Source organism: Niallia sp. FSL M8-0099, assembly GCF_038006945.1.
Lineage (GTDB): Bacteria > Bacillota > Bacilli > Bacillales > Cytobacillaceae > Niallia > Niallia circulans.
Window position 1 is genome coordinate 1,594,294 of the sequence record NZ_JBBOWF010000001.1, and the last position, 25,536, is coordinate 1,619,829.

At 34.6% G+C, this 25,536-nt stretch carries 26 protein-coding genes; 19 read left to right on the forward strand and 7 right to left on the reverse strand.

What is annotated here, in order from left to right; genetic code table 11:
- Positions 1 to 105 precede the first annotated feature (105 nt).
- Positions 106 to 1,836: an ABC transporter ATP-binding protein gene (locus tag NSQ92_RS07425; RefSeq protein WP_328283412.1), complete on the forward strand. Its 1,731-nt coding sequence runs from the start codon at positions 106 to 108 to the stop codon at positions 1,834 to 1,836.
- A 161-nt stretch (positions 1,837 to 1,997) separates the two neighbouring features.
- Positions 1,998 to 2,783 carry a glutamate racemase gene (gene murI, locus NSQ92_RS07430; RefSeq protein WP_341152514.1) on the forward strand — a complete coding sequence of 262 codons (786 nt, stop codon included), beginning with the start codon at positions 1,998 to 2,000 and terminating at the stop codon, positions 2,781 to 2,783.
- Positions 2,784 to 2,883: 100 nt separating this feature from the next.
- Here the strand turns inward: murI and NSQ92_RS07435 are convergent, their stop codons facing one another.
- The 3 genes from NSQ92_RS07435 to thrC all read right to left on the reverse strand — a co-directional run bounded on the left by NSQ92_RS07435 (position 2,884) and on the right by thrC (position 6,563).
- The gene (locus tag NSQ92_RS07435; protein ID WP_341152515.1) at positions 2,884 to 4,128 is read right to left on the reverse strand and encodes an MFS transporter; all 1,245 of its coding nucleotides are present in this window, start codon (positions 4,126 to 4,128) and stop codon (positions 2,884 to 2,886) included.
- A gap of 23 nt (positions 4,129 to 4,151) precedes the next feature.
- Positions 4,152 to 5,078, reverse strand: coding sequence for a bifunctional helix-turn-helix transcriptional regulator/GNAT family N-acetyltransferase (locus NSQ92_RS07440; RefSeq protein ID WP_341152516.1), 927 nt, complete (start codon positions 5,076 to 5,078; stop codon positions 4,152 to 4,154).
- Between the two features lie 210 nt (positions 5,079 to 5,288).
- Positions 5,289 to 6,563 (reverse strand): threonine synthase, encoded by a 1,275-nt coding sequence (thrC, locus tag NSQ92_RS07445; RefSeq protein WP_095321332.1) that lies wholly within the window; start codon positions 6,561 to 6,563, stop codon positions 5,289 to 5,291.
- Between the two features lie 159 nt (positions 6,564 to 6,722).
- On the opposite strand from thrC, the gene NSQ92_RS07450 reads away from it, so the two are divergent.
- The 6 genes from NSQ92_RS07450 to NSQ92_RS07475 all read left to right on the forward strand — a co-directional run bounded on the left by NSQ92_RS07450 (position 6,723) and on the right by NSQ92_RS07475 (position 11,117).
- Positions 6,723 to 7,613 carry a LysR family transcriptional regulator gene (locus NSQ92_RS07450; RefSeq protein WP_047940096.1) on the forward strand — a complete coding sequence of 297 codons (891 nt, stop codon included), beginning with the start codon at positions 6,723 to 6,725 and terminating at the stop codon, positions 7,611 to 7,613.
- 70 nt (positions 7,614 to 7,683) lie between these two features.
- Positions 7,684 to 8,025, forward strand: coding sequence for a cupin domain-containing protein (locus tag NSQ92_RS07455; RefSeq protein ID WP_047940097.1), 342 nt, complete (start codon positions 7,684 to 7,686; stop codon positions 8,023 to 8,025).
- Between the two features lie 99 nt (positions 8,026 to 8,124).
- On the forward strand, positions 8,125 to 8,463 hold the full coding sequence (locus tag NSQ92_RS07460; RefSeq protein WP_095321324.1) for a helix-turn-helix domain-containing protein: 339 nt from the start codon (positions 8,125 to 8,127) through the stop codon (positions 8,461 to 8,463).
- A 194-nt stretch (positions 8,464 to 8,657) separates the two neighbouring features.
- Positions 8,658 to 9,014 (forward strand): YunG family protein, encoded by a 357-nt coding sequence (locus tag NSQ92_RS07465; protein WP_061796612.1) that lies wholly within the window; start codon positions 8,658 to 8,660, stop codon positions 9,012 to 9,014.
- Positions 9,015 to 9,178: 164 nt separating this feature from the next.
- Positions 9,179 to 9,664, forward strand: coding sequence for a DinB family protein (locus NSQ92_RS07470; RefSeq protein ID WP_144579736.1), 486 nt, complete (start codon positions 9,179 to 9,181; stop codon positions 9,662 to 9,664).
- A 577-nt stretch (positions 9,665 to 10,241) separates the two neighbouring features.
- Positions 10,242 to 11,117: a helix-turn-helix transcriptional regulator gene (locus tag NSQ92_RS07475; protein ID WP_341132414.1), complete on the forward strand. Its 876-nt coding sequence runs from the start codon at positions 10,242 to 10,244 to the stop codon at positions 11,115 to 11,117.
- A 499-nt stretch (positions 11,118 to 11,616) separates the two neighbouring features.
- Here the strand turns inward: NSQ92_RS07475 and NSQ92_RS07480 are convergent, their stop codons facing one another.
- The gene (locus NSQ92_RS07480; protein WP_341132415.1) at positions 11,617 to 12,582 is read right to left on the reverse strand and encodes an NAD-dependent epimerase/dehydratase family protein; all 966 of its coding nucleotides are present in this window, start codon (positions 12,580 to 12,582) and stop codon (positions 11,617 to 11,619) included.
- Positions 12,583 to 12,651: 69 nt separating this feature from the next.
- Positions 12,652 to 13,158: a TetR/AcrR family transcriptional regulator gene (locus NSQ92_RS07485; RefSeq protein ID WP_061796851.1), complete on the reverse strand. Its 507-nt coding sequence runs from the start codon at positions 13,156 to 13,158 to the stop codon at positions 12,652 to 12,654.
- A gap of 400 nt (positions 13,159 to 13,558) precedes the next feature.
- Between NSQ92_RS07485 and NSQ92_RS07490 the strand changes: the two genes are divergently transcribed.
- The 3 genes from NSQ92_RS07490 (at position 13,559) to NSQ92_RS07500 (ending at position 16,704) form a co-directional block, all read left to right on the forward strand.
- Positions 13,559 to 14,149, forward strand: a complete 591-nt coding sequence (locus tag NSQ92_RS07490; RefSeq protein WP_341152517.1) for a DUF421 domain-containing protein — start codon at positions 13,559 to 13,561, stop codon at positions 14,147 to 14,149.
- A gap of 198 nt (positions 14,150 to 14,347) precedes the next feature.
- On the forward strand, positions 14,348 to 15,568 hold the full coding sequence (gene hmpA, locus NSQ92_RS07495; protein ID WP_341152518.1) for an NO-inducible flavohemoprotein: 1,221 nt from the start codon (positions 14,348 to 14,350) through the stop codon (positions 15,566 to 15,568).
- Positions 15,569 to 16,140: 572 nt separating this feature from the next.
- A complete protein-coding gene (locus tag NSQ92_RS07500; RefSeq protein WP_047940105.1) occupies positions 16,141 to 16,704 on the forward strand; it encodes an HAD-IIIA family hydrolase in 564 nt (187 codons plus the stop codon).
- Positions 16,705 to 16,915: 211 nt separating this feature from the next.
- Here the strand turns inward: NSQ92_RS07500 and NSQ92_RS07505 are convergent, their stop codons facing one another.
- Complete coding sequence (locus NSQ92_RS07505; RefSeq protein ID WP_061796598.1) at positions 16,916 to 17,521, reverse strand: DJ-1/PfpI family protein; 606 nt, start codon at positions 17,519 to 17,521, stop codon at positions 16,916 to 16,918.
- 97 nt (positions 17,522 to 17,618) lie between these two features.
- Here NSQ92_RS07505 and NSQ92_RS07510 point away from each other — a divergent pair, with 97 nt between their 5' ends.
- The 6 genes from NSQ92_RS07510 to NSQ92_RS07535 all read left to right on the forward strand — a co-directional run bounded on the left by NSQ92_RS07510 (position 17,619) and on the right by NSQ92_RS07535 (position 22,608).
- On the forward strand, positions 17,619 to 18,551 hold the full coding sequence (locus NSQ92_RS07510) for a helix-turn-helix transcriptional regulator (RefSeq protein WP_061796597.1): 933 nt from the start codon (positions 17,619 to 17,621) through the stop codon (positions 18,549 to 18,551).
- A gap of 284 nt (positions 18,552 to 18,835) precedes the next feature.
- Positions 18,836 to 19,276 carry a cell wall hydrolase gene (locus tag NSQ92_RS07515; RefSeq protein ID WP_047940108.1) on the forward strand — a complete coding sequence of 147 codons (441 nt, stop codon included), beginning with the start codon at positions 18,836 to 18,838 and terminating at the stop codon, positions 19,274 to 19,276.
- 210 nt (positions 19,277 to 19,486) lie between these two features.
- The gene (locus NSQ92_RS07520; RefSeq protein WP_186325691.1) at positions 19,487 to 19,921 is read left to right on the forward strand and encodes a collagen-like protein; all 435 of its coding nucleotides are present in this window, start codon (positions 19,487 to 19,489) and stop codon (positions 19,919 to 19,921) included.
- Positions 19,922 to 20,143: 222 nt separating this feature from the next.
- Positions 20,144 to 20,998 (forward strand): protein-glutamine gamma-glutamyltransferase, encoded by an 855-nt coding sequence (locus tag NSQ92_RS07525; protein ID WP_095319961.1) that lies wholly within the window; start codon positions 20,144 to 20,146, stop codon positions 20,996 to 20,998.
- A 121-nt stretch (positions 20,999 to 21,119) separates the two neighbouring features.
- Entirely contained in the window at positions 21,120 to 21,350 is a 231-nt protein-coding gene (locus tag NSQ92_RS07530) for a YjcZ family sporulation protein (RefSeq protein WP_047940111.1), read from the forward strand.
- A 382-nt stretch (positions 21,351 to 21,732) separates the two neighbouring features.
- Positions 21,733 to 22,608, forward strand: a complete 876-nt coding sequence (locus NSQ92_RS07535; protein ID WP_047940114.1) for a MerR family transcriptional regulator — start codon at positions 21,733 to 21,735, stop codon at positions 22,606 to 22,608.
- Between the two features lie 21 nt (positions 22,609 to 22,629).
- Here NSQ92_RS07535 and NSQ92_RS07540 read toward each other — a convergent pair whose 3' ends face one another.
- Positions 22,630 to 23,709 carry an NAD(P)H-dependent flavin oxidoreductase gene (locus NSQ92_RS07540; RefSeq protein ID WP_061796592.1) on the reverse strand — a complete coding sequence of 360 codons (1,080 nt, stop codon included), beginning with the start codon at positions 23,707 to 23,709 and terminating at the stop codon, positions 22,630 to 22,632.
- A gap of 156 nt (positions 23,710 to 23,865) precedes the next feature.
- Between NSQ92_RS07540 and NSQ92_RS07545 the strand changes: the two genes are divergently transcribed.
- Both NSQ92_RS07545 and NSQ92_RS07550 read left to right on the forward strand, forming a co-directional pair.
- Positions 23,866 to 24,738: a LysR family transcriptional regulator gene (locus NSQ92_RS07545; protein WP_061796590.1), complete on the forward strand. Its 873-nt coding sequence runs from the start codon at positions 23,866 to 23,868 to the stop codon at positions 24,736 to 24,738.
- A gap of 225 nt (positions 24,739 to 24,963) precedes the next feature.
- Positions 24,964 to 25,404 carry an NUDIX hydrolase gene (locus NSQ92_RS07550; protein WP_235844429.1) on the forward strand — a complete coding sequence of 147 codons (441 nt, stop codon included), beginning with the start codon at positions 24,964 to 24,966 and terminating at the stop codon, positions 25,402 to 25,404.
- Positions 25,405 to 25,536 lie beyond the last annotated feature (132 nt).

A 25,536-nucleotide genomic window follows, 5' to 3' on the forward strand; every position in this document is an offset into this window, starting at 1 on the left:
GCATTATTCCGACCTGTATAGTATATTTTATTTGTAGATATCAGAAAAATCAATACATAGTTTGAAAGAAAACGAGAAATAAGAAAAAAGATAGTGGGGGAGATTATGGAAGTAGTATTAAAGGTTGATAATCTGAGAGTCTCATTTACTTCAAATGAACAAGAGCTTGAAGCGGTAAAGGGAGTTAGTTTTGATATTAAAAAGGGAGAGACATTAGGTATAGTTGGGGAGTCCGGTAGTGGAAAGAGCGTAACAGCTCGTTCTATTATGCGACTACTACCATCCCCGCCATCTCACTTGAAAAGTGGCGATATAACATTTTTGGGAGAAAATCTAGCAGAAAAAACGGAAAAAGAAATGGAAGGAATTCGCGGAAAAGATATTGGAATGATATTTCAAGATCCAATGACTTCTTTAAATCCTACGATTAAAGTTGGGAAGCAAATTGCAGAAGGGATTTCTAAGCATCAACGTCTGTCAAAATCACAAGCGAAAAATCAGGCAATGGAATTACTGCGGCTTGTTGGTATAAGGAATCCCGAAGAAAGATTTAATCAGTATCCACATGAATTTTCAGGCGGGATGAGGCAGAGAGTAGTAATCGCAATGGCATTGGCTTGCCGGCCAACTCTTCTAATTGCAGATGAGCCAACTACGGCATTAGATGTTACCATTCAGGCTCAGATTCTTGCTTTGATGAAGGAGATGCAGCAGCGATTCGGCACTTCTATCATTCTAATTACACACGATCTCGGAGTAGTGGCAGGAATGTGTGATCGTGTTGTAGTGATGAAAGAAGGAGAAATAGTAGAGACTGGCACAACAGAGGACATATTTGAGCAGCCCAAGCATGCCTATACAAAAAAGCTGCTAAATGCTTTACCAAGACTTGATGAGAAGAAGAAGGTGAAACGAAAAGTCAGTATAACTTCAGAAGCGCGTCTTCATCCAATCCTTGAGGTTAATTCATTAAACAAGCATTTTGATCTTGGCAAGGGGAAAATATTAAAAGCAGTAGATGACATTAGTTTTCATATCCATGCTGGTGAAACATTAGGGCTTGTGGGAGAATCAGGATCTGGTAAATCAACGACAGGAAGATCGATTTTACGCTTGCATGAGCCAACTAGTGGCGAAACCCTATTTCAGGGAATTCCTGTTAATCGACTAAATAAGAAAGAGTTGAAAATGCTTCGACGTCATATGCAAATTATTTTTCAAGATCCATATGCAAGTCTTAATCCAAGGTTCAAAGTTCTTGATATTATTGGCCAGGCGCTAGATATTCATCAGCTATATAAAGATCCCCATCACCGTTTAAAAAGGGTAGAAGCGTTATTAGAAATGGTAGGGTTGGAAGCTAGTCACGCTTACCGTTATCCACATGAATTTTCAGGCGGGCAAAGGCAAAGAATCGGCATTGCAAGAGCACTGGCAGTGGAGCCATCTTTCATCGTTTGTGACGAACCGTTATCTGCGTTGGATGTGTCCATTCAAGCACAGATAGTAAAGCTCCTAGAAGAATTGCAACAAAAACTGGGTCTTACGTATTTGTTTATTGCTCATGACTTAGCTATGGTGAAACATATTTGTGACAGAGTTGCTGTCATGTATGCAGGGAAAATAGTAGAAATTGCCGAAAGCGAAGAGCTTTATTCCAATCCTTTACACGATTATACGAAGGCATTACTTTCCGCCATCCCAATCCCTGATCCTAAGATAGAAAAAAATAAGAAAAAAATGGATCCAATAGATAATCGACAAGTTAAATATGAGGTGGAGAATACACTCCTTAAAGAGGTTTCAGCCGGACATTGGGTAGCAATGCCTGTTTAGCATTGCTGCTCTGATAGGAAAATTCATAATATTATACACTTGAGGGACTCCTAATTCATTAGATAGCGTTTACCTAAACAAAAGTTAGAACTTAAAAACGTTTAGAAAAAATGGTATTCTTAATAATTGATATAAATACATAAGAAGAAGGTTGAAAAGTAGTGAGAATAGGATTTTTTGATTCTGGAATTGGTGGAATAAGTGTTCTTCACCAAGCATTGCGGTTGCTTCCAAATGAGGATTACTTATTTTATGCAGATACCTTACATGTTCCGTATGGTGAAAAATCGAAAGAAGAAGTAAGAGATTATATTTTTAGTGCAGCAGACTTCTTAGCTGATCAAGGTATTAAAGCATTAGTGATTGCCTGTAATACGGCAACGAGTATCGCCGTAGACGATCTTCGCCATAAATATGATTTTCCTATTTTGGGAATTGAACCTGCCGTAAAACCAGCAATTCAAAGTTGTGAAGGAAAACAAAAAAAGGTATTAGTATTGGCAACTAATTTAACTCTTCAAGAAGAAAAATTTCATAATCTTGTCAGAAGTTTGGACCAACATGATATTGTTGACAGTTTAGCTCTTCCTGGTCTTGTCCAATTTGCTGAGAACTTTGAATTCAGGAAAGAGAAAGTAATTCCTTATTTAAAAGAACAATTGGCTTCGTTCGATATCACGCAATATGGAACAATTGTGCTTGGATGTACCCATTTCCCATATTTTGAAAACAGCATAAGAGCAATTTTCCCTGATAATACGAATATAATTTCTGGAAGTATGGGAACAGCAAAGAATTTAAAAAGAATTCTTGAAGAAAAGAATCTAATAAATAAAGAGGGAACTGGCGACGTTACATTTTTCCAATCAGGTATTAAGATAGAAGATCAAGAAACTTTATCAAAGTATAAAAGATTATTAGGAAAATTGGATAAAGTAATATCTTGATTAATTTCGAATAAATTTAGTCAACATAACAGGGTAAATTAATAGAAAGGTAAGCCAGTTTATTAGGCTTACCTTTAATCTTGTAGCTATTTTTGAACGGCTATTTTTCTTTTTGTGTAATCTTATGAGGTTCAGGAAGGAATATGTTTAAGATGGCTGCTCCTACTAAGATTATTATGGAAAAATAAAAAGAAATAGTATAACTACCTGTTTCGTTATAAAAGAAGCCTGGTAAATAGGCGCCCAATGCCGATCCTATTTGATGACTAAGAAATAGCCACCCTAAAATGAATCCAATGGAATATTCCTCAAAATACTGCGTTGCCAGCAATTGAGTTGGAGCAACAGTAGCAAAGTCGACCAATCCAAAGATTACTGCAAATATAAGTAATAATGCAGGATTGTGACTAGACAAGAGAATCCCAATAGATATTGCCCTCATTACATATAATAGAAATAGCATTTTGCGGCTGCTCCAGCGGTCAGCTATTATACCAGATAGTAAGATACCAATAATATTAAACCCAGCAAGTATACTTACGGCAGCGCTAGTAACACTTGTTGAAAAACCATGATCATGCGAAAATGGTATAAGATGTGTATCCATTAATCCTGTGGTAGTAAAACCACAGATTGCAAAAGGTAAAATTAAAAACCAAAATTGTCTTTTTAGAAAGACATTACCTATGGAAGCGTTTGTGTCTAGAGTCTTTTTTGGAACTGTATCGTCTTCGGCAATTTCGCCGCCAATAGGAACTACCCCTTTTTCTCTAGGATGATTTCGCAAAAATAAAAGAACGATAGGAAAGACAAAAAGCACTAAAAAGACGCCTAAGATAACTACGGTCATTTTCCAATTTAGTAAATGGATCAGCAAAAGAGATCCAGGGACGAGAAGCATTTGTCCTGCACCAAAGCCAGCCTCCATAATTCCAAACGCAAGTCCACGTTTTTCGTTAAACCAATTGGTTATAACTACTGTGGCAGCTACATTGGATGCTCCTCCCACACCGAGAGAAACCATAATTCCATAGAGAAAGAATAACTGCCAGGGATGTGTTACGAAAGCTGTAAGAAAAATACTTATTCCTACTAGGAAAGTACTAAAGGATAAAATGAGACGAGCCCCCCATTTATCTACTAGTCTCCCAATAAGTGGTTGAGACAGCCCATAGATGACAAAACTCAAAGTGGAGATAAGAGAAATGGTTCCTCTATCCATGGAAAAATCTGTTTCCCATGGCTCAACAAAAGCTCCAAATGAAAGGCGAACACCTTGAACGGCTAAAAAAGTCAAAAATGTAACAAAAACAATAATCCATGCGTAATGAAATGTTCTTTGCATATTTACCCCTCAAATAATAGTGATTAGCTTTTTTTAAGATCTAAATCCCAGCGTTCTTCTATTAAATTGGCTCCCCACAAAGACTTTTTCTCTTGTATTTCCATTATTTCAAATCCGAATTTTTTATATAGTGGTCTAGCTGTCACCATATCACTAACGGTCCAAAGAAAAATTCGTTCATAATCATGATCTTTACAGTATTGGATAAGAGCGTTAATAAGTTGGGTGCCGATTCCTTTTTTGTGAAAGGATGGATTTACTAAAAACCATCTTAACTGTCCTACTTTATTGCCATCATTTACTAAGCCAATACAGCCTGCAAATTCACGATTTATTTCTACAATCCAGATTCTTTCGATATCAGCATGAAATGTCTCCTCAAGATAGGCTAAAAAACTATAATCCCATTTATGGACTTGATTATAAAATAACCATTGTTGTTTAATCATGTTGTTAATATCTTCTAAAGTATAATAACTTCTAATAGAAACGGCTTCCTCGTTTTTTTCGTTAAATGAGGCAGAAAGAATTTCTTGGATTGTACACATGGAGGCTATCAGCTTTTGCTGCTGTTCAGGGCTCAAAGCTTCACGTATGTATTCTACTTGCTGATTAGCTTTTTTCTCCAACTCTTTGTAAATCAATTCCCCATGACTGGTAACATATAAAAGATGATTACGGCCATCATCTTTACATTTTTGCTTATAAACCATTTTCTCTTTTTCGAATTTTTTGATAATTCTACTTACATAACCGCCATCTAAATCTAATCTTTCTTGAATATTTTTGGCTGTACAATTTTCTGTATTATAAATTTCAAAGAGAATACGAGTTTCTGTTAATGAAAAAGGGCTATTATAGATATGTTCATTTAGGAACCCTAAAACATCTGTGTAAAATCTATTGAATTTTCTGAATTCAAATCCAAACTTACTCTGCACATCTATCATTTTTAACACCTCATTTAATAGTATAATGTCATTATTTTCTTATTCTAGTCAAAATGCTTGCTTAAGTCAACTATTTATCGAGCGTTATTTAAAAAAATTAAATAGGATATACAAATGTAGTAATAAAAACGTTCCTGTAGAGGTAGGAACGTTTTTGTTAAAGTAGATTCATAAAAAGAATTTCGATCAGCCGTCAAGTTCTTTCGACTTTCATTTTTCACCGTTCATGCTATTAGTTATGCTGTTTCGTGATAGATTGGTATGATGGATGGTATTTTTATAGGTGGCATTGGTATTTTCTTCATGATGGTAGTATTTTAAAACATCCGTGTCCTTGAGAATATTTCCAGTCAGAATACATAATGCGGATTCTTCTTTATCAATTACCTGCTTAGAAACTAAATTGCGCAGTCCGGCAAGTGTTGCCGCTGAAGCAGGCTCACAGCCAATCCCACTTTTATCAATCATAGCTTTAGCATCAAGTATTTCCTCATCCGTTACAGATATAGTAACTCCCTGTGTTTGCAATAGAGTTTGCAGCGCTTTTTTCCAGCTTGGTGGATTACCGATATTCAACGCAGAAGCACGAGTGTAAGGAACAGGCTCAGGAATAAGTTCCTTTTGTTGTTGAGACACCATTTTATGAAATGGGCTAGCACCTTCTGCTTGTACAACTGCCACTCGCGGCATTTTCTTTATTAATCCCAGCGTATATAAATCAGATAATCCTTTTCCTAATGCTGTTGCATTGCTTAAAGCACCACCAGGAACGATTATCCATTCAGGTAGTTCCCAGTTTAAATACTGTGCGATTTCATAAATAATACTTTTTTGTCCTTCTATTCTAAATGGATTGATAGAATTACAAACATATAATTCAAGCTCGCTGCTATATTTTTCTAAAAAATGAATGCCGTCATCATAAGTCCCCGGAAAACTAAACACTTTTGCACCATAAGAAACTGTCTGCAGAACCTTATTTAAAGAGATATCTTTATCTGGAACGAACACATAAGAATCTGCGCTAGCAATGGATGCGTACATCGCTAAAGAAGAAGAAGTATTCCCGGTTGACGTACAAGTGAACTTCTTATATCCTAAGGAGTTGCCATGAGAAACAGCAACAGTCATGCCGTTATCTTTAAATGAACCACTAGGGTTCTCACTTTGTGCCTTGATATAAACTTGTTTAAGCCCTGTATAAGTTTGTAGTAATTCTGACGCATATAATCCTGTATTCCCTTCATATTTTGTGACAATAAAGTTATCAGGCAACTCAGGAAAGATTAACTCTTTGTATCTCCATACACCACTTGCATAAGGTGTCATCCGCTCAGAAAGACGTTCTTTAAATAAATGCTTTAATAAGTCAGCATCATAATGTTGAAAGTCATGCACAATATCAAGCAGACCGCCGCATGAACAATGATATACAAACTCGTTTGAAGTAGATTCTTTCTTACAGTCAATACATACAAATTTCATCATTATTTGGGTATCTTGTAGATCCCATTCACCTCTTTAAAAGAAAATTTTTATTGCGAATTAGTTTTTGTAATTTTAGAATAAAAGAAAATAATAAATAAATCTAATATATATTTATTTGTCATTGATAACTTTTATCTATGAATCTAGAGGTGTAATATGAATCTTCACGCTTTGAAGCTATTTCACATTGTTGCTGAAAAAGGAAATGTTACTCGTGCTGCAGAGGAGCTGAATATAAGTCAACCTGCTGTAACAGCACAAATAAAAAAGTTAGAACAAGAGATAGGGATGACTTTATTAGCTCCAAAAGGGAGGGGGATTTTATTAACGGAAGCAGGGATTGAACTTGCCAAACACGCTAAAAGAGTGTTTTCTCTTGAAGGAGAAATGGAAGTATATCTTGAACAATATAAAAATGGGTCGATCGGAAAGCTGCGCATTGTTGCAACCTATCTTCCAGCAAATTTCCTGCTGCCTAAATGGCTTGCAAAATATAAGCGAAGATATCCTGAGGTTGAAGTAGAATTAACTACTACTAATTCGCTTAAAGCGATGGATCAATTAATTAATTATCAGGCAGAAATAGCTTTCATCGGTGGGAAAAGAGAATTCCATCCATTTCTAACCAGAAGAGAATTATTTGAAGATGAAATGTGGTTTGTAGTGCACAAACACCATAAGTTTGCTTTAAAAAAGGTTACATTAGATCAAATTATGTGCGAGCCATTTGTATTTAGAGAAAAGGGCAGTTCTGCACGTGAAAAGTTGGTTTCGCTATGTACAATAAACAGCATTAATCAACCAACCGTCGGCTTACAAATTAATGGATTAAATGAAGCGATTAGGGTTGTCATGGAAGGTTATGGGGTTACTTTTGCCTCGTCTCTAGAAGTTAAAGAATATATTGCTCGTGGAGATTTAGCAAAAGTGAATGTAGAAGGGATTGAGTTAAAAAACCCTATCTCCATCTGCAGGAGAAGAGAAGATGAACTTTCAATGCCTGCCCAACATTTCATCCAAATGGTTATGAATGACGAGAATAATTAACTCGCAGTTAAAGAGGAAGAAGGATGGATGGAGTTATGTTATTAATAATATAAGGGGGGAGAGAAAAAGAGTGAAAAAAAATAAAAGCAATGCGGAACATTACCTATGGGGAGATAATTGTGATGGATGGCATTTAGTGAAGAATCAAGATTTGAGTATAATTCATGAACGTATGCCTGCTCATACATCAGAAGTAAGACATTATCATCAACACGCGCGCCAGTTTTTCTATGTTTTATCAGGAGTAGCAACGATTGAAGTTGACGGCAAAGAAATAACGTTAAAACCGCACGAGGGATTAGAGGTTCCACCTTTAGTGCCACACCAGATGTTTAATAAATCAAATAATGAAGTAGAGTTTTTGGTGACTTCTCAACCGACAAGTAAAGGAGATAGGATTTTAGTGGATTAAAAGATTTATAATGAGCCTTCTCTAGTAGAGTATGGAGTAGAGAGAAATGGTTGATATACATTATTTAATAAGGAAAATTACGTTATGGAGGGTTGAAGCTTGAAACAGAAAACCTATATAGTTGGTGTATTAATATTGGGAATATCAATAGTATTAGCTGCATTTATTTTAAGTGATAATTTTAAAAATTTAGAGAATAAAACCACTAATAAGCAAGCTATCCCTGTTTTAATGACAATCTCTCAACTTTCCGAATATCTTCAGATAAGTGAGGAAGCGATAGGAAAAATCATAAAGGAAGATGATTTGGAAAGGGCTAAATTAAGTAGTTATGATACATATCAATTTATTCCCTACTTAAAAATCGATAATCAAAAAAGATTTATGAAATCGGAAATTGATGAATGGTTAAAGTATAAGAATGATCAACATGAATAGACATTCTATTTCAATATTGTTAAAATCTGCGAATTTGTTATTCATTAATCTAAGGAGGTTTCCCATCATTTTCTTTTTGCAAAATTCTTTTGAAAGTAACAGGCAAGATTGCTTTGAAAACAATAGATGGATTGATTAATGGAATAATGCCAATAAGGAAAAATACGCTCTTGTAAAAGGGGGAACTGAATTATATGGAGAATAACTCATTAAAAATAAAACAGATAGAAGAAGCTCTGCATAAATCTTGGTCTTTAGAATCAAGTTCAAAATGGAGTGAGGACAATCCAGCAAAGGGACATTGTGGTGTAACCACATTAGTGGTAAATGATATATTAGGTGGAGAAATTAAAAAAACTAAACTTCCTGATGGATGGCATTTTTATAATGTTTTGAATGGAAAACGATACGATTTTACAGCATCTCAATTTAGAGAAGCTATCGTATACTTAGATAGTCCTTCAAACAGAGAAGAAGCATATATGGATACAAATGAGAAACAGTATAATTATTTAAAACAAAGGGTTTTAAAAAACTTAGATATTATTTGAACTAATGATGCTTTCCTTAGAGTGTTTGGAAGATAGTTTCTTATGGTGTACAACGGAGTATGTCAGTTCCATAGGAAAAATTTAACAGGAAATACAATTATGGATTATATTGGTATATAAAGAGGAGAATGAGGTTGATATTAGATTTAAAGGGAGATTCGCAAATGGATCCTATCGTGGGTATGCTATATTCCATGGTAGAAAATAATTATCAAAGACTCAAATCAATTGTGGCTGGTATGGATCAAGAGGAGCTAGAATATAAAGGTCCAAGTCAAAATGACAATAGTACGGCTCAATTGCTGAGACATTTAATGTATGTTGACTTAAATTGGGTCTATCGAATAAGAGGAAAGGTAATTCCCATAGAACTTGAAGATAGATATGGACCAATGTTAGATAAAAATAATCAATTACCGCAAGTTACAGATATTTCATTAGAAGTACTTCTAAACGAATATGATTATGTTTTATCTTTGCTTAAATCTGTATGCCGCCAGCTAACGGATAAAGATTTACTTCAAACAGTGGAATATGAAGATGGAAACGATGCAACCATTCAATGGGGGATTTGGCATCTGGCGGACCATAACAGATATCATCAAGCACATATTAATCAATTGCGAAAATGGTTCAATACATACAATTAAAAGATTTATGTTCCATAAAGAGATAATAATAGTGGATTTCAATAGAAGAGGGTGGAAATAAAATAGATAATGGGTAAAGAGAACAAGCGCTAATTTAGTAGTGAAACCAATTCGTTTCATTAGTTCCATATTTTTTCAACCCTTAAACATTGTTAGTAGGAAAAATGGAGCAGGCAGAATACACATGGATTCCTTGGAAGCTGTTTTAGAGCCTGCAGGTGAAGAAAGACCGTGTCTTAAAACTTTAAAACCTATAAAAGCGAAGTGTATCCAATCTGCAGGGATTACCACCAGTTTTCTTTCTTAAAATAAATTACCCCGAACAGTTATACGAAAATACTTCGTATAATTGTTCGTTTTTTTATTTGGTTGGAATATTATTCCCAAGAACCTTACAGTTACTTGTTCCCTTTTTCATATTCGCCTTTAAATCGGTATAATAGGAACGATTGTTCTAATTGTAAACCAACCTATCCACAAGAGAAAATCTCTACCGATTAAAAACATAATAAAGCTAGCAAATAATATCAAAAAATATAATCGGTTATCCTCTAATATTATAAGTGAGGTGAGTAAAGTGTATCGCAAAGTAGCTCAAGATGTAATTTGTTTTCTAGAAGACTATTTGTTAGAAGATTGGCATTTAGAGGATTATGCATCAAAAATCGGTTATTCAAAATTTCACTTATCACGAATCTTTAAAGAGGAAACTGGATTGACGATAAGTGAATATATTCGAAAACGAAGACTGGCAACAGCAGCAATGCAATTATTATCTTCAGATGAATCGCTAATTGACATTGCGTTTAAATTACATTTTCAGTCACAAGAAGCTTTCACACGTTCTTTTAAAGAGCTATATACTATGCCGCCAGGAAAATACCGCAGAGTAATGCGAATACTTCAAGGAATGGAGGAAAAAGTGATGAGTGATCATACAATAATTAAAGGATGGAATTTAAGCGGTTCAAACCCAGCATTATATGAAATGAGAACAGATGAACAAGTATTTCATACAGGTACGAAATCAGGCTTGCTGACTTCAAAAGCAGATATAGGAGAAGGACAATTTGGAACAATGATGCAAAGTTTTTCTGCAGATAATTGGAAAGGAAAACGTATTAAAATGTCTTGCTTTATAAAGACAGAAGAAGTTAGAAAGTGTGGAGTATGGTGTCGAGTAGACAATGCTTTAGGCGATGTAATCCAATTTGATAATATGGACGATCGGCCGATAGAAGGTACAACAGATTGGAACTTTTATACGATAGTTTTAGATGTTCCGAAAGAAAGTAAATCGATCCACTTCGGAGTCCTGCTAACAGGAACAGGCAAAGTATGGGCTGATGGTTTTAAATTTGAAGAAGTAAATCTTTCTGTGCCATCGACTAATATGCTGATACGAGATACTTTACCACTAGAGCCAATTAATTTAGATTTTAATGGAGGCTGATGGATTTTTGTATTCGTTATTGATTTACTGCTACTTTCTACGTTACGGCTGATCGGCCTATTATTACTGGAAAGATTGTATTAGCACATCTTAATGAGTTCCATGATTACTACAAATAAAGGCACTGGAAGAGGAAGCTAAAGCTTATTGAAATAAAGGATAAAGCTGGGGCTTATATTGCAGTAAGAAATAGCCAAATTGTGAAGATGAATAATCGTTCATAAAATTAATTAGTTCCAAAAAATAAAGCAGCTTGAAGACAAGATAATTCCTATTGGTATCAGGGCAACAGCGTGAACTACACGAGGGTTTAGCATTGATTTAGTAGTAAGATACGTGTATTCACGCTGTTGGTATTAGAAATAAACCTTCATGAAACTGCAGCCTTAAAAAATGAGAATGAATATAAGAATCTTTCTTTAGTATTTCTGTTTAATTATTGGAATTTATTTAGAAGCTAGAATAATTATATCCTAAATTCGCTCAATATCTGAATATATTATTTGGCTGACTGAGTGTCTTTTTGAATGGAGCGAATTGTTTCGGCTATACCTACTTCAAATGAAGTTTGGATTAAGGAACCAATTGTCTTTTTATACTTGCTGCCATCTAAGTAAACAGGAGTTTTTGTTAAATAAGACATTTCAACCAGCTCTTTCATGACAGGGCTGAATATTCCAATCAGCTTTAACATGTATCTTGTTAAGGGGATTACCGGAGCAGATTTTCCTGCTGTAGATTGTGCTATCTGGATAAGTCTCTTGCCGGTTATAGTGTTTCCTGGGATATTCCAGTTTTGTCCGTATGCATCATTATTCATAGCAAGTTCTATTATCATTTTTGCCGCATCTGGTAGATATACATACTCTCTTGGAATAGAAAGAGAACCAATATAAGAAGATATTTTTCCTTTCGCTATATTTACTAACGTCATCCCTAAATAGGAGTTGAAATTTGCTGTAGGGCCATAATAATCTGGAAGTCTTATAATCATTGTTTCGGCCTTTATCCACTCATTACTGAAAATTAGTTTTTCTAATTCAAGTTTAACTTTTCCCTTCTTTGTATGGGGGTTTTTAGGATGTTCCTCATCGACTAATGGGGTTCTGGCTTTTCCATAGGGATATATTCCATCAATAAATACGATTTTTTTGCTAAGTTTATCTGCAGCAGTCATGACAGCCTTTCCTAAAGGAATTTGAGAATGATGCATTTCCACATATGGAACAGCTGCACATTGAAAAATTACATCAGCATCTTTAGCAGCATCATAAATACTGTTATAGTCAAAGGCATTTCCTGATTCCAATGTCAATAAATGGCTATTACCCAATTTTTCTTTTAAGCTATGAAGTTTTTCCATAGATCTACCAAAAGCTATCGTTTTAATTCCTCTATTTAGTAATTCCTCTGTAATGGCAGCTCCAGTACCGCCGGTTGCACCTAATACAATAACATTTTTCATAATAAGTTCAGCCTTTCTATTTTATTTAGTGATTGATCAATAACTATTTTTTAATAAAATAGACGATAGTTAGTCGTCTATTTCCATTAATTTTGGCAAATTTAAAGCTAGGGATATGTTACACAGCATTCCACGGGCTAAAAATAATAAAGTTTTTTCAGAGGGGTTAGAGACACCAGCTGTTTGAAAGGCTGTATATACGATGGATTGTATCTTTAAAAACTCCTCTTGCATAAGCGTAACGATATTAGTTTCTCTTATTGTTTGAGCCTGCATTTGCAGCAAGATTTCATTTTCATAATTCCTCATAATTTCTTCATAAGCCTGAATAAGTTCTATTTCTAGATTTTCTACAGAAGCAGATTGGATAACTTGTGAAAAAGCAGCTTGAATTCTAGACCACGATAATTTTAAGGCTTCTTCTAGTAATAGTTCTTTTGAAGAAAAAAAACGGAATATATAGGGCTGAGAAATCTCTGCTTTATTTGCAACCTTCATTGTTGTTGCCCGGTAATATCCTTCTTGCGCAAACACTTCAATGGCAGCAGATAAAATTTCATCTCGGCGATTACTCATATTTTGCTTTTCTTTCAAAAAACTCCCACCTTTTAGTTAGTGATTAATCAATTACTAACTAAAATATAATAGATAATTTTTAAAAAATCAAGCGTAAAAGAATAAAATTTTGTTTTTTGCACCTAGGGAGTGAATTCTAAAAAAGTGGACTTAGCTTAATTTAAGTTGAATAAAAAACATTCATACATAGAGAACTAGATTTATTAAGAAAAGTGAATAGCTTATTAATTTCTCTACAAACTACTTAAAGAATAATAAATTTAAGGATGGTAATGCATAAATGGGAGATATTTTTTTTATTACTATACTGAAGAGTATTGTAATATATATTTTAGCATTATTTCTCAGTCGAAAAATCGGTACCAGATTTATATCACAGATGAATTTTGTTGATTTTGTTATGGCAGTTTCAATGGGGTCATTAATTGCAAATGATTTTATTAATGAAGATTTTCCTACACTATCAGCCACCACTGCTTTTATAATGTTTGCTATCTTAACAGTATTATCTAGTTATTTAGGCTTGAAAAGTTGGAAGTTAAGGAAATTAATCAATTCTGAATCAGTTACATTGGTTAAAAACGGGATAATTGTGTATGAGAATATGAAGCAAATGAAGTTAACGATAAATGAATTAATGATGAAATTAAGGTCGAAAGATGTTTTTCATATTGCCGATGTAGAATTTGCCATACTGGAAACTGACGGTAGTTTATCTGTATTGCTCAATTCAAATAAGCGACCACTTACGCCTTTTGATATACACATTCAAACAACAAGTTCAATTATCAAAAAAGATATTATCATTGATGGAGAATTATTGGAGGAAAACTTAACAACTGCTGGTTTAGATAAGGAATGGTTGACAGCTGAATTTAGGAAGCAAAAACTTAAGAGTTGTTCAGAGATTTTCTATGCGGGAGTAGATAATACTAATAATTTGTATATATCTAAGAAGAATATTTCTAGTAAAGAAGCACATGGAAAATAGAGCAATTTGATCTCAGCAGATTGGGTACTGTCACCAAAAGGCTAGGGTAAAAGACCGACTTTTGGGAGAAACTAGCGTGAAGCTCTTTTTTATTTAGACGTCTGCCTATTCTATTATAAAAGGAAGAGATAGTTTGATTTTTAGCTAAACTATTTAGCTGCTGCAAGAATAATGAACTTATCTAAAGAGGTGTATAGCATGTTAGAAGAAAAAACGATATTAATTGTTCAATCAACTGCTCCCATACTAAAGGAGCACAGCAAGGAAATTGGTTTAAGATTCTATAAACTACTCTTTGAAAAAGCACCTGACTTGTATAATATCTTCAACCAGACAAATCAAAAAAGAGGAATTCAACAAGAGGCATTAGGTTACACTGTTTATGCTGCTGGAGAGTATATTACAAATTTGGATGCTATTAAACCTGTTATCGAGAGAATATCTCAAAAGCACCGTGCTATCGGAATTAAAGCAGAACAGTATCCGGTAGTGGGAGAAACATTATTGCAAGCAGTTAAGGATGTACTGGGTGACGCTGCTACAGATGAAATTATTAATGCTTGGGAAAAGGCATATAGCTACATTTCCGATGCTTTTATAAGTTTGGAAGAAAAATTATATGAAGAAACAAAAAAACAAGCTGGCGGGTGGGAAGGATATAAAGATTTTTATGTTGAAAAAAAAATAAAGGAAAGTGAAGATGTAACCTCTTATTATTTAAAGCCTAAAGATGGCAAGGAAATGGCGATCTACAAACCAGGTCAATATTTAACACTTAAAGCTACAATACCTGGTGAGAAATATACACACATTCGGCATTACAGCATATCGGAAGCACCTGGTAAGGATTATTACCGAATCAGCGTTAAAAGAGAGGATGATGATCGAAGCACTCCTGAGGGAATTGTTTCGAACTATTTACATAATGAAATAAAGGAAGGAGATACTTTACTATTTTCCGCCCCTGCGGGTGATTTTGTTTTAGATACCAAAGATAATTCATTAGTTTTAGTTAGTGGGGGAATTGGAATTACTCCTATTTTGAGTATGTTAAACTCAGTTGTTTCTGAACAACCTAATCGTGAAGTTACATTAATATATGCTACCAAAAACAGTAAGTATCATCCTTTTAAAGAGCATTTAAAGCAGTTAGAAAAACGTCATACCAACTTAAAAACGCTAGTTTGTTATGATTCGCCAACAACGGAAGACAAACAAGGGCTTGACTTTTATCTAAAAGGCTATGTGAATCAGGATTTACTTAATTCAGTTGTAAAGAATAAAGATACAGAAGTTTATTTATGCGGATCTGTTCCTTTCATGGAAGCTATCGTCTCAATCTTAGACAAAATAGGAGTACCCAGAAGTTACATTCACTTTGAATCCTTCAGCCCTTTAGCTATCTTGGGTGAGGAATAATTAATAATAAGCCAAAGTACTATAGAAGAATAAGTTTGAAAAATTCGGGCGCCTCCATCAAACCAAGGATAGGAGGTGTCTGTATTATGTATGGATACTTAATTAGAATATATTTGTGAATACTTTAACATTTCATTGCATACATAACTTAGCTGATGTTGATAAATTAGCATGCCAAATTATGCATTTATTTTTCATTTAAATAATTTTAATGTAAGGGATTATTTTCTACTAAAAATTCGGGTGTTAATCCAAAAGGATTAATGCTTTTTCATAGTTGCGAAGGATAACACTTACATAAACAGATGCTTTTAAAGAAAAGGGAAGTTTTTGATATTTCTAAAGGGATTTTTAATCGAATGTTTGGTAAAATAACAAATATTTGATTGCTGCGAAACATACGTTCTGCTATAGTGATAATAAAAAACCTAGGAGTAGTATAAAAGTATTGTCTAACAGACATTCTTGAAGATTTCTACATTGGAAAATGAACTTATGTATCTTCCCCAACTTTAAGGGAAGTAGTTTAAAATAATTATTTAATTAATATCGGGGTAAGGAGATTGTTTTACATGAATCATAATCGTAAAATAGAGGCAGTATTTTTAGATAGAGATGGAACAATTGGTGGAGATGACACTGTACACTATCCTGGTACATTTACCTTGTTTTCTGATTCTCAGCAACAAATAAGTAAATTGAAGGAAGATGGAATAAAAGTACTCTCCTTTACAAATCAACCAGGAATATCAGAGGGAAAAGCAACTTCACAAGAATTTATGGAGGAACTTACTAAATTTGGCTTTGATGATATATTTATTTGTCCACATAGTCAGAGCGAAGGGTGCAATTGCAGAAAACCCAATACAGGTATGCTTATCAATGGTGCTGAAAAATACAAATTAAACTTAAAAAATTGTGTGGTTATAGGTGATAGATGGAGTGATATGTTAGCTGCTTCTAAAACGAATAGTATCAAGATACTGGTAAAAACAGGTGCAGGTCATTCAGCATTAAACGAACACTACGAAAAAATAAAAGACATAGAAATTGAATATATCGCTGAGGATATTAAGGATGCAATAGATTGGCTGTATAGCCAATTCGATCTGAAAGGTTTATCTTTTTCTTCTTGAACAAACGAGTACATTGGTCTAAGAAGGATAAAACAGCTTGCATTGAAGCTATTAAGTTAACGCAGCGGGGGGAAAAGGAAGATGAAAATTTAAAGGAGCATCAGATTTCCATGATTTTCTTATACAAAGAAGTTGGAAAGTAAAGGTTGCCAAAACGCAATGTCCATAATTTTCCATCTTGATAATTATAATCATTGTGAATAGTTGATATTTACAAACTAATCTTTTTTGCCTCGTAATAACCTAATTTATGAAATTGATAAAGTTGATTAATATAATCCTTAGGATATGCTTCTAATAATTCAAGAATTTCTCTTGCAAATTCTAATGAAGCTGTTCCATTTGCTGTCACAATTTTTCTGTCAGTAACTGCTTGTTCTAATAGATAATTCTTCTCATTGGTGTAGTTGTCTTGTGCATAAGTTTTCAAATCATGAAGTTCATTGCTTGTATGCTTTACTTCATTTAACCAACCATTGACTCCCATAAAAACTGTCGCATCACATATTGCCCCTACTGGAATATCCATTGTAAGTGCCTTTTCTATTATGGGAATGACTTTATTGCTTACTGGTTTACGCCAAGAGTTTCCTCCAATTAGTATTAAACCGTAAAAATCTTCGGGTGCACTTTCTAAGGTGTAATCTGGAAGAACGTTTAATCCGCCGATTGATGTTATAACACCCTCACTTACACTAACAATCTTAGAGATATACTTATCTGTATTATTTAAGAAAGATGCTACATAAGATATTTCCCAATCAGCAAATTCGTTCAAAATAACAATTAAAATCTCTTTTTTTTCGGTTTGGTTCATGCTTAATTCCTCCTAAAAATTCAATTATGATACTTTCTTCAGTATATAATGTAATAGTGACAAATGATGACACAATTAGCAAAAGAGGTGAAAAATTTTGAGCAAGGCAATTAGGTTAAATGAATTAAGATTGTATATTAATCGAGTCAAAAAGTTTAAGGTAGACGATTTAGCAAAGGAATTTAATGTTTCAAGAAGAACGATTCTAAGGGATTTAGAAGAATTAAGTATTTTAGGGGTACCATTAATTTCAGAGGTAGGGGCTAACGGAGGATATCGAGTTTTAGAAGAGAGAAATTTACTTGCTGTCTCTTTTACAAAAGAGGAAACTCTCTCTATTTTTTTTGCTCTTTTGTCTTTAAAACATTTTATCAGCCTACCTTTTGAATCAGAATATCAGTCAATCATAAGAAAGTTTTATCTGAATTTAAACGGAAAGATGAAAGAGGAAATAGATTTAATCAAAAATAAGATTGATTTTAAAATAGATAATCAGAGTAAAGAAAGTCCTTTATTAAAAGAGCTATTTATGGCAGCAATCGAAAATGAGTCGCTCTGGATTTCTTACTTGGGTGTTAAAAGAGAGATTCAACCAGTTGGGTTATTTTCTCAATATGGAAGATGGTATTGTCCTTCGTATTGTTATCTTAGGAAAGATTTTAGACTTTTTCGGTGTGATCGTATTTCGGAAGTTGAATTAAGTGACAGAAGGGATAATTTAAATCTAAAAGAAACCAGCTTACATGAGATGATTACAATGTTACAAACAAAGAAAAAGTATGACCTTAAGGTGGAATTAACACCGATAGGAGTAGAAAAATATAAATCGAATGTTTCGCTTTATTATAAACTTACAATTGACAGTAAAGGGTATGGAGTCATGAATGGTTCAATAAGTGAAACAGAAATAGACTTTTTATCTGACTATTTCATACAAATGGGGAACCATGCAAAAGTCGTTGAACCCGTAGAACTAAAGGCTGAAATAAAAAGGAAAATTTTAATATTGAGTGATTTATATAGTGAATAGATGTTGGGAAACAATATAGCGTCATCCACCTATACATAATTCCGAAAGCCTTATTCACTTATGATGAAAATAAACTTCGATATCTTCGAAAAAAGATAATAAATAAAATGTTAAAAAATCAACGATAAAGTGACAATATATGATAGGCAAGAAAAAGAAATAGAAAAATGTAAATTATAACTATGACTTACAGCATCCTGTGCCAGTTAAAAGGGGGAATCAATATTTCCTGCTTAAGGTCTATAAGATATTTTTTTCTCATAAAATATTTTGGAGGTGAAAAAATGGCAAGAATAGCATACAGGGATGCTGATATTGATTTAATGGCAAGAATGATGAGAGCGGAAGCGGAAGGTGAAGGAAACCAAGGAATGCTCTATGTCGGAAATGTAATTGTAAACCGTGTTGTTGGAGATTGTTTAGATTTTAAAGATTTACGTACCGTTGAACAAGTTATTTTTCATGTTCAAGGGGGAAATTACTCTTTTGAAGCTGTTCAAAAAGGAAATGTCTTTTATCAAAGAGCAAGAGAATCGGAAAGACGGTTAGCGCTTCAAAATGTGAAATACTGGAGAGATCATCCCGCAAAATTTGCTTTGTGGTACTTTAATCCATATGGTCCTTGTCCATCCACATGGTATGATCAGCCTTTTACTGGTCAATTTAAACAACATTGTTTTTATGAACCAAAGGCCGGAACTTGTGAAAGTGTTTATAGAGGATGAACATTTATAAATAAGCTGAAAATATGCATGTTATTTGCATATTTTTGGCTTTTTTTAGAGGGAAAGATTTAAATATACCCCATATTTTAAGCTGCCAAACTAGTTATGGAAGAAAATAGGCATGCATTTATACAACGGATAAGCTACCTAAAAATCAAGAAAACATACAATACTTTAGACATTGATAAAAAATAAGGTGGTTATGTTTGTATGTATAATCAAGAAGTATATCCTGCTGTGAATGCCTATCAACAATCAGAGAGACTGAATCTTCTATTCCCATCAGCGCCAGGACCTATAGGAACTCCAGGTATCCCAGGTCCTGGAGTTGGAGGCCCTGGAGGTATACCTGGATTCGGAGGACCATCAGGTATACCTGGATTACAACCTTCACAAGCTCCAACAGCACCTCCTCCACCGTTTATTCCGCAGCAAGCAGCGGCTTCACCATTTGCGATTGATCCAGGTGCCATTAGCTTGTGCATGTTTCGAAATACTTATATATGGCTAAGTAATGGAGATAGCTTTTGGTTTTTTCCTGTTTTCATAGGACCAAGATCTGTAGCTGGTTTTAGATGGAACGGCAGGTTTTGGATGATTTTTGGTATTGATACAAGAAGAATTGTTTCGTTTACATGTTTTTAAATGATTTTTTAGGGTGATGCTTCCAAGCATTGCTCTTTGTTTTGTTTAAGCATACATGCTATTTATACTTTTACAATGCCAATAGCAAAAAAGATTGGGCGAGAAATATCGGTGACAGACTATTTGCTTCTTAATAGCCAATGAGAATTAAGTACATTTTTGAGCGGGAAGGAGAATATCTTAAATTATACCCAGCAAGAAAAGTGTTGAATGGAGGAGCAAATGTTACAAATAGCAGGAACAACCTTTCAGCTTCCAGAAAATTGGCCATTGGATCAAATCGAAAGAAGTATTTTGCAGTACATGCAAGATGATCATAACATGTATTCTTATCCTTCATTAGAGGAATTGCAGTTCGAATTGACAATGCGCAAAAATATCATTAATAGTGCAAGAGCAATGAATGAAACAGAGGCACAGTTTACTGTTTTCGAGCAATCTCGGTGCAACCCTGCTTACTGGCAACTAACCTCGGCCGGGGGGTTCTCGCTGAGCCCGGATGTGCAGCCTTCTGATGCCATTATGGATATTTATTCGAACAGTTCGCTTTATGCATTTGAATGTGCAACTGCTGCTGTTATTATCATTTATCATGCTACACTACAGACGATCGGGAAACGTGCATTCGATACTCATTTTCGCAATCTTTATCTATACAGCTGGCATGTTGACACAGACCTCGGCCTTGTTACGTTTAATTCCAATAGTTTTTTGCCTGGTGACATTATCTACTTTGAAAATCCCGATTTTGACTTAGCAGCCCCATGGTTTAGAGGGCTAAATGCCATACTTCTGGATGATGGGAGGTTTTTCGGACATGGCTTTTCCATAAGAACTGATCAGGAAATTATTCAAAATCTTAATGAGATAAGAATACCAGCTAGTAATCGATCCGCATTTCTGTCAAGCTTGGTAACGAGACCATCATTTACCCATTTATCAAGATTGACACGGCAGCAGACAAGAAGCACGACGTTCAAACGACAACTACCTGTTGTACATCATAACCGCAGTTCTATATCAACTTTAAGGTATCAGAACTATCTAGTGCAGCTTGGATATATGTACAAAGGGTAATTTGTTTTTATTCTGCCTGGTGGCTGCTGGGTACATACCCATTTTTCAATAGACGGGCTCCATTTTCATTTTTGAGAGTATGATGTAGGGATAGCCTTACTAGAAGAAAGGATGAATGAAAATGTATGCTAACGTAAATGCACCTCCAACTTTTGGTGCGAATGCTGCTCCTCAGCCGAATGTATCACCTGAATTTTTTCCAAGTGCGCCATCTTTTCCTACCTATACAGCACCAGCTTATACAGCACCCGCTTACGGTTATTGCGCACCAGCCTGTCCAAGAAATGACTTTGTTTTAATTGTTGTATTGTTTATCCTATTGATTATTGTAGGAGCATTTATTTGCTTCTAATTATGATGTAGCTTTTTCTTTAAGATATAATAAAGTTTTCCCCTAAAAAGGATGGTAGTGACACCTAGTTGATAGACGGTTCTGATGAATGGTAACATCGTCTTTGTTCCTTGCCATCAAGGAGAAGAACTACTAAATCGAGAGAGACAGGGGAAGGAGCAATTGGCCTGACCTAAAAAACAGAACATATATATGAAGTGGTATGCATTCCTTCCAACAAATAAGGAGTGCTTTTTTCTATTCCTTTCAACTACAGCCGAATAATGATATATTAAAGCCGTAATTGGAGCTGCTCTTGTGAATGAATTAGAAGGAATTTTAGAAATAAATGATTGACTATCACCTTAGGGGGTAGCTTAAGCTTTAGTTGAGAGGTGATAGCATGTTAATTAGTGAAGCAAGTCAGACAACAAATTTAACGAAAAAAGCGATTGAGTATTACATCGAACAAAAATTACTCATTCCGAATACGTTAGAAAATGGCTATCGTGATTTTAGTGAAAAGGATATTGAATGTTTAAAGAAAATTTATGTACTTCGGAAACTGGGACTGAGTACAGAAGAAATTAGGTCCGTGCTTGTTGATAGAACAAGCAACACACTGCAAAGGATATCCACCCAGAAAGAATTGACGTTACAGAGGGAGCAAGAGAAAAAATCCTTACTGAACGAACTGGGCATTAGTAAAGATTATGCTGAAATAAGTAAGAAGCTGAGAATGATAGAACAGCATGAAACTGTAACGGAAAAAATATTAGAAGCTTTTCCAGATTACTATGGTCGTTTTATTTGCCTGCATTTTGCACGATTTTTAAAAGAGCCTATTACTACTCCCGTGCAGGACTCGGCATATGAAGAGATCATTGCGTTTTTAGATAATGTTCCGCCACTTCAATTAGCGGAGGACTTACAATTATTCTTAATAGAAAGTACAAACAATATGAACACAGAAAGTATGCAGGACATGCTGGCGAATATAAAGCAGTCTATTGAAGATCCTGATCAGTTTTTAACTGTAAGTAAGGATTTTATAGAGCGATACTTGGAGTACATAAAATCTGAGGAATACAAAAATTCTCCCATTAATAAAATCCAACAAATTTTCAAAGAGTTTAATAATACAAGTGGCTATTATGATGTATTTATTCCTGCTATGAAAAAGCTGAGTGCTTCTTATGCAGCATATTGTCAGCAACTGGAATCAGCAAATGAAAAATTATTGTTACAGTATCCAGCATTAGATAGCTTGAAAGACTAGAAGGAGCAATTCTGCTCCTTATCACATAGTTGATTTTATTTTTTCTGCTTCTGCCATTATGCTCTGGATTAATATTTTTGCAGTTTGTTGTTTAGCTAATCTTGGGCTTTGACCACACCAAAGTGACATAAATTCTTTGTTATTTTTAGAGACTGCGTTTTTTCTAATATCCTGGGTTAATGTGTTTTGAATCGGGAAGTCTGGTAAATTCCATTCTTTGTTCTTCATACACGTAATAAACGTATTTTTTATTCCTCTTGCCCATTTACCTGAAAATGATCGGGTTAGTACTGTATCTTCCTCTGTACTATTAGTAATAATATCTTTATGAATTGGCTGTGCCCCGCTCTCTATACAGGTCAAGAAAGCTGTGCCCATTTGGATACCTTTTGCTCCTAAGCAGATAGAAGCTAATAACCCGCGGCCATCCATTATGCCTCCAGCAGCTATTACTGGAATACGAACATTGTCCGCTGCCTGTGGAATTAATGACATGGAACCCACTAAGCTTCTGTTCTTATCATCAATAAAGTTCCCGCGGTGTCCCCCCGCTTCACTGCCTTGGATAACGACCATATCCATTCCTGCTTTTTCATTTTCGACTGCTTCTCTCACAGTAGTTGCAGTTCCTATTAGAATAGTATTCGCGGTTTTTAACTCAGAAACCACTTTTGCAGGTGGGATGCCAAATGTAAAAGAACAGACTGGGACATTTTCCTCCATTGCTACCTTTATTTGTTCGATAAACGTTTCATAGACATGGTGGAAATCAGGAATATCAATGCTGTCTTTTGGGGGTAAATTCAACTGTTCTCGAAAAGGATTTAGCAATTGATTAGCTGATTGAATAGTATCTTGTCTAATCGCAAACTTATTAGGTACAAATAGATTTATGCCAAAATGATTGGATGTTAGGGTCTTTACCTTTCTTATTTGGTCTCTCATTTGAAGAGGAGTCATATATCCTGCTCCAATCATACCTAAACCCCCACTGTTTGAAACCGCAGATACTAATTCAGAAGTTGTGATTCCACCTGCCATGGGAGCTTGTATAATTGGATATTTAATTTTTAATATTTTTGTCATTTCATTATTTAACATGTATCTTCCTCCCTTATTATGTAAGATCTCTGCTTTAAATAGCTGCCGCTAAATTGATTATATTTCCATCATAACGCTTATCTGCTATATTGAATAATACATAATACTGATATTTGTCATCAGTTATTTAGATAACAAAAAAGAGGGGGGATTTTGATGGATTTGCAAACATTAAAAGTTTTCCAGACGATTGCGAAGCTAGGTAGTATTTCACAGGCAGCAAGAGAACTGCAATATGCTCAATCTAATATCACGATGAAAATACAACAATTAGAAGCAGAACTGCAAACAACCTTATTTTATCGACATAATCGCGGGACTGCTTTGACAGCTAAAGGAAGGATGCTGTTAACATACGCTGAAAAGATATTTCATCTTATCGAGGAAACGAAAAGTGTGATGAATGATGATCAATCACCAAAAGGTCCATTAATGATCGGCTCCATGGAAACAACGGCAGCAGTGCGGTTGCCAGTCCTATTTTCAAAGTATCTTAAAAATTACCCCGATGTTGATTTAACCTTAAAAACTGGTTCTACGAAAGAAAATATTCTTGGTGTACTTAACTATAAACTAGACGGTGCATTTGTTGCTGGACCAATTGCAAATACGGAACTAATTCAAAAAGATGTCTTTGAGGAGGAATTGATACTTGTAACAAATCCAGTTCACTCTCCCATATTTACAATTGAAGATATACAAGACGAAACATTGCTCGTATTTCGTCCAGGATGTTCTTATCGAGAAAGACTTGAACAATGGTTTCGTACAGAGGGAGCATGTCCGAAAAAGATGATGGAATTTGGAACCCTTGATGGGATTATTGGCTGTGTAACAGCTGGCTTAGGTATTAGTATGCTGCCACAAAGTGTTGTAGCAAAACAAATAACAGAAGGTACGCTTAGACAGCATCAAATTCCAAGTTCATTCAGTAAAGTTAAAACACTATTCATATATAGAGAGGATAAGTATTTGCCTTCCTCCTTAATTAAATTTATAAATATGATGGACGATTTAAGAGAGAGCTAGATACATTTATAGGAAGATTTAAAGAAGGACCGAGTTACAGTAGAATTAATAATTTCTATTTATATGGATGGTTAATCATTTCTTATAAAAGCTTTTTGATATGGAAAGTTCTTAAGAGAATAATGAAGTTCTCTCTAATAGTGTTCGTATTAAAAAATCTTTATATATGCATCAGAGCAGATTACTTGAAGAATAAAATGAATGTTAGAGCGAGGAGGAGAGAAAGTGTATAAGGTTTTTGGAGAAAAAGTTGCTGGTCTTGATTATAAAAAGAGAAAGAGTGTGTATGCTGTTATTTTTACTATTGCGAGGGATAAGGTATTAACTGTGCAGAATTCCAGAGGGCATTATTTTTTACCTGGTGGGGGAATGGAAAATGATGAAAGCTATCAAGCATGTCTAGAAAGAGAAATGCTGGAAGAAACGGGATATAGAATATCCATAGGGACTTTTATCGGTGATGCAAAGAGATATTTTCAATCGACTAAGAATGAACCATTAATAAACGAGGGATATTTTTACTTGGCAAAACTGTTAGAAAAAATACAAGACCCTATCGAAGATGACCACTTTATAAAGTGGATAGATATTGATAGTGTGAAAGGCCAGCTTTTTCATGAACATCATTGTTGGGCAGTGTATCAGGCCTTAAGCAGAGTTGGTTAATCTCTTTCGGTTTATTAAAGCGGTATTTCATTTAATAAGAGGATAAGTTTATACAAATGAGAAAAAGGAACAAGCGTTTTAAGCATTACGGTTATTGTAAAATGATATAGGTAGGAGATGTAAGGTAAATAC

Coding starts and splice junctions, on each gene's coding strand:
- NSQ92_RS07490 (WP_341152517.1), top strand. CDS start 13,559: ATGGCAGTTTCAATGGGGTCATTAATTGCAAATGATTTTATTAATGAA.
- NSQ92_RS07525 (WP_095319961.1), top strand. CDS start 20,144: ATGTTACAAATAGCAGGAACAACCTTTCAGCTTCCAGAAAATTGGCCA.
- NSQ92_RS07515 (WP_047940108.1), top strand. CDS start 18,836: ATGGCAAGAATAGCATACAGGGATGCTGATATTGATTTAATGGCAAGA.
- hmpA (WP_341152518.1), top strand. CDS start 14,348: ATGTTAGAAGAAAAAACGATATTAATTGTTCAATCAACTGCTCCCATA.
- NSQ92_RS07440 (WP_341152516.1), bottom strand. CDS start 5,078: ATGATAGATGTGCAGAGTAAGTTTGGATTTGAATTCAGAAAATTCAAT.
- NSQ92_RS07545 (WP_061796590.1), top strand. CDS start 23,866: ATGGATTTGCAAACATTAAAAGTTTTCCAGACGATTGCGAAGCTAGGT.
- NSQ92_RS07470 (WP_144579736.1), top strand. CDS start 9,179: ATGGATCCTATCGTGGGTATGCTATATTCCATGGTAGAAAATAATTAT.
- NSQ92_RS07520 (WP_186325691.1), top strand. CDS start 19,487: ATGTATAATCAAGAAGTATATCCTGCTGTGAATGCCTATCAACAATCA.
- NSQ92_RS07480 (WP_341132415.1), bottom strand. CDS start 12,582: ATGAAAAATGTTATTGTATTAGGTGCAACCGGCGGTACTGGAGCTGCC.
- thrC (WP_095321332.1), bottom strand. CDS start 6,563: ATGAAATTTGTATGTATTGACTGTAAGAAAGAATCTACTTCAAACGAG.
- NSQ92_RS07485 (WP_061796851.1), bottom strand. CDS start 13,158: ATGAGTAATCGCCGAGATGAAATTTTATCTGCTGCCATTGAAGTGTTT.
- NSQ92_RS07435 (WP_341152515.1), bottom strand. CDS start 4,128: ATGCAAAGAACATTTCATTACGCATGGATTATTGTTTTTGTTACATTT.
- NSQ92_RS07465 (WP_061796612.1), top strand. CDS start 8,658: ATGGAGAATAACTCATTAAAAATAAAACAGATAGAAGAAGCTCTGCAT.
- NSQ92_RS07425 (WP_328283412.1), top strand. CDS start 106: ATGGAAGTAGTATTAAAGGTTGATAATCTGAGAGTCTCATTTACTTCA.
- NSQ92_RS07500 (WP_047940105.1), top strand. CDS start 16,141: ATGAATCATAATCGTAAAATAGAGGCAGTATTTTTAGATAGAGATGGA.
- NSQ92_RS07505 (WP_061796598.1), bottom strand. CDS start 17,521: ATGAACCAAACCGAAAAAAAAGAGATTTTAATTGTTATTTTGAACGAA.
- NSQ92_RS07540 (WP_061796592.1), bottom strand. CDS start 23,709: ATGTTAAATAATGAAATGACAAAAATATTAAAAATTAAATATCCAATT.
- NSQ92_RS07535 (WP_047940114.1), top strand. CDS start 21,733: ATGTTAATTAGTGAAGCAAGTCAGACAACAAATTTAACGAAAAAAGCG.
- NSQ92_RS07450 (WP_047940096.1), top strand. CDS start 6,723: ATGAATCTTCACGCTTTGAAGCTATTTCACATTGTTGCTGAAAAAGGA.
- NSQ92_RS07530 (WP_047940111.1), top strand. CDS start 21,120: ATGTATGCTAACGTAAATGCACCTCCAACTTTTGGTGCGAATGCTGCT.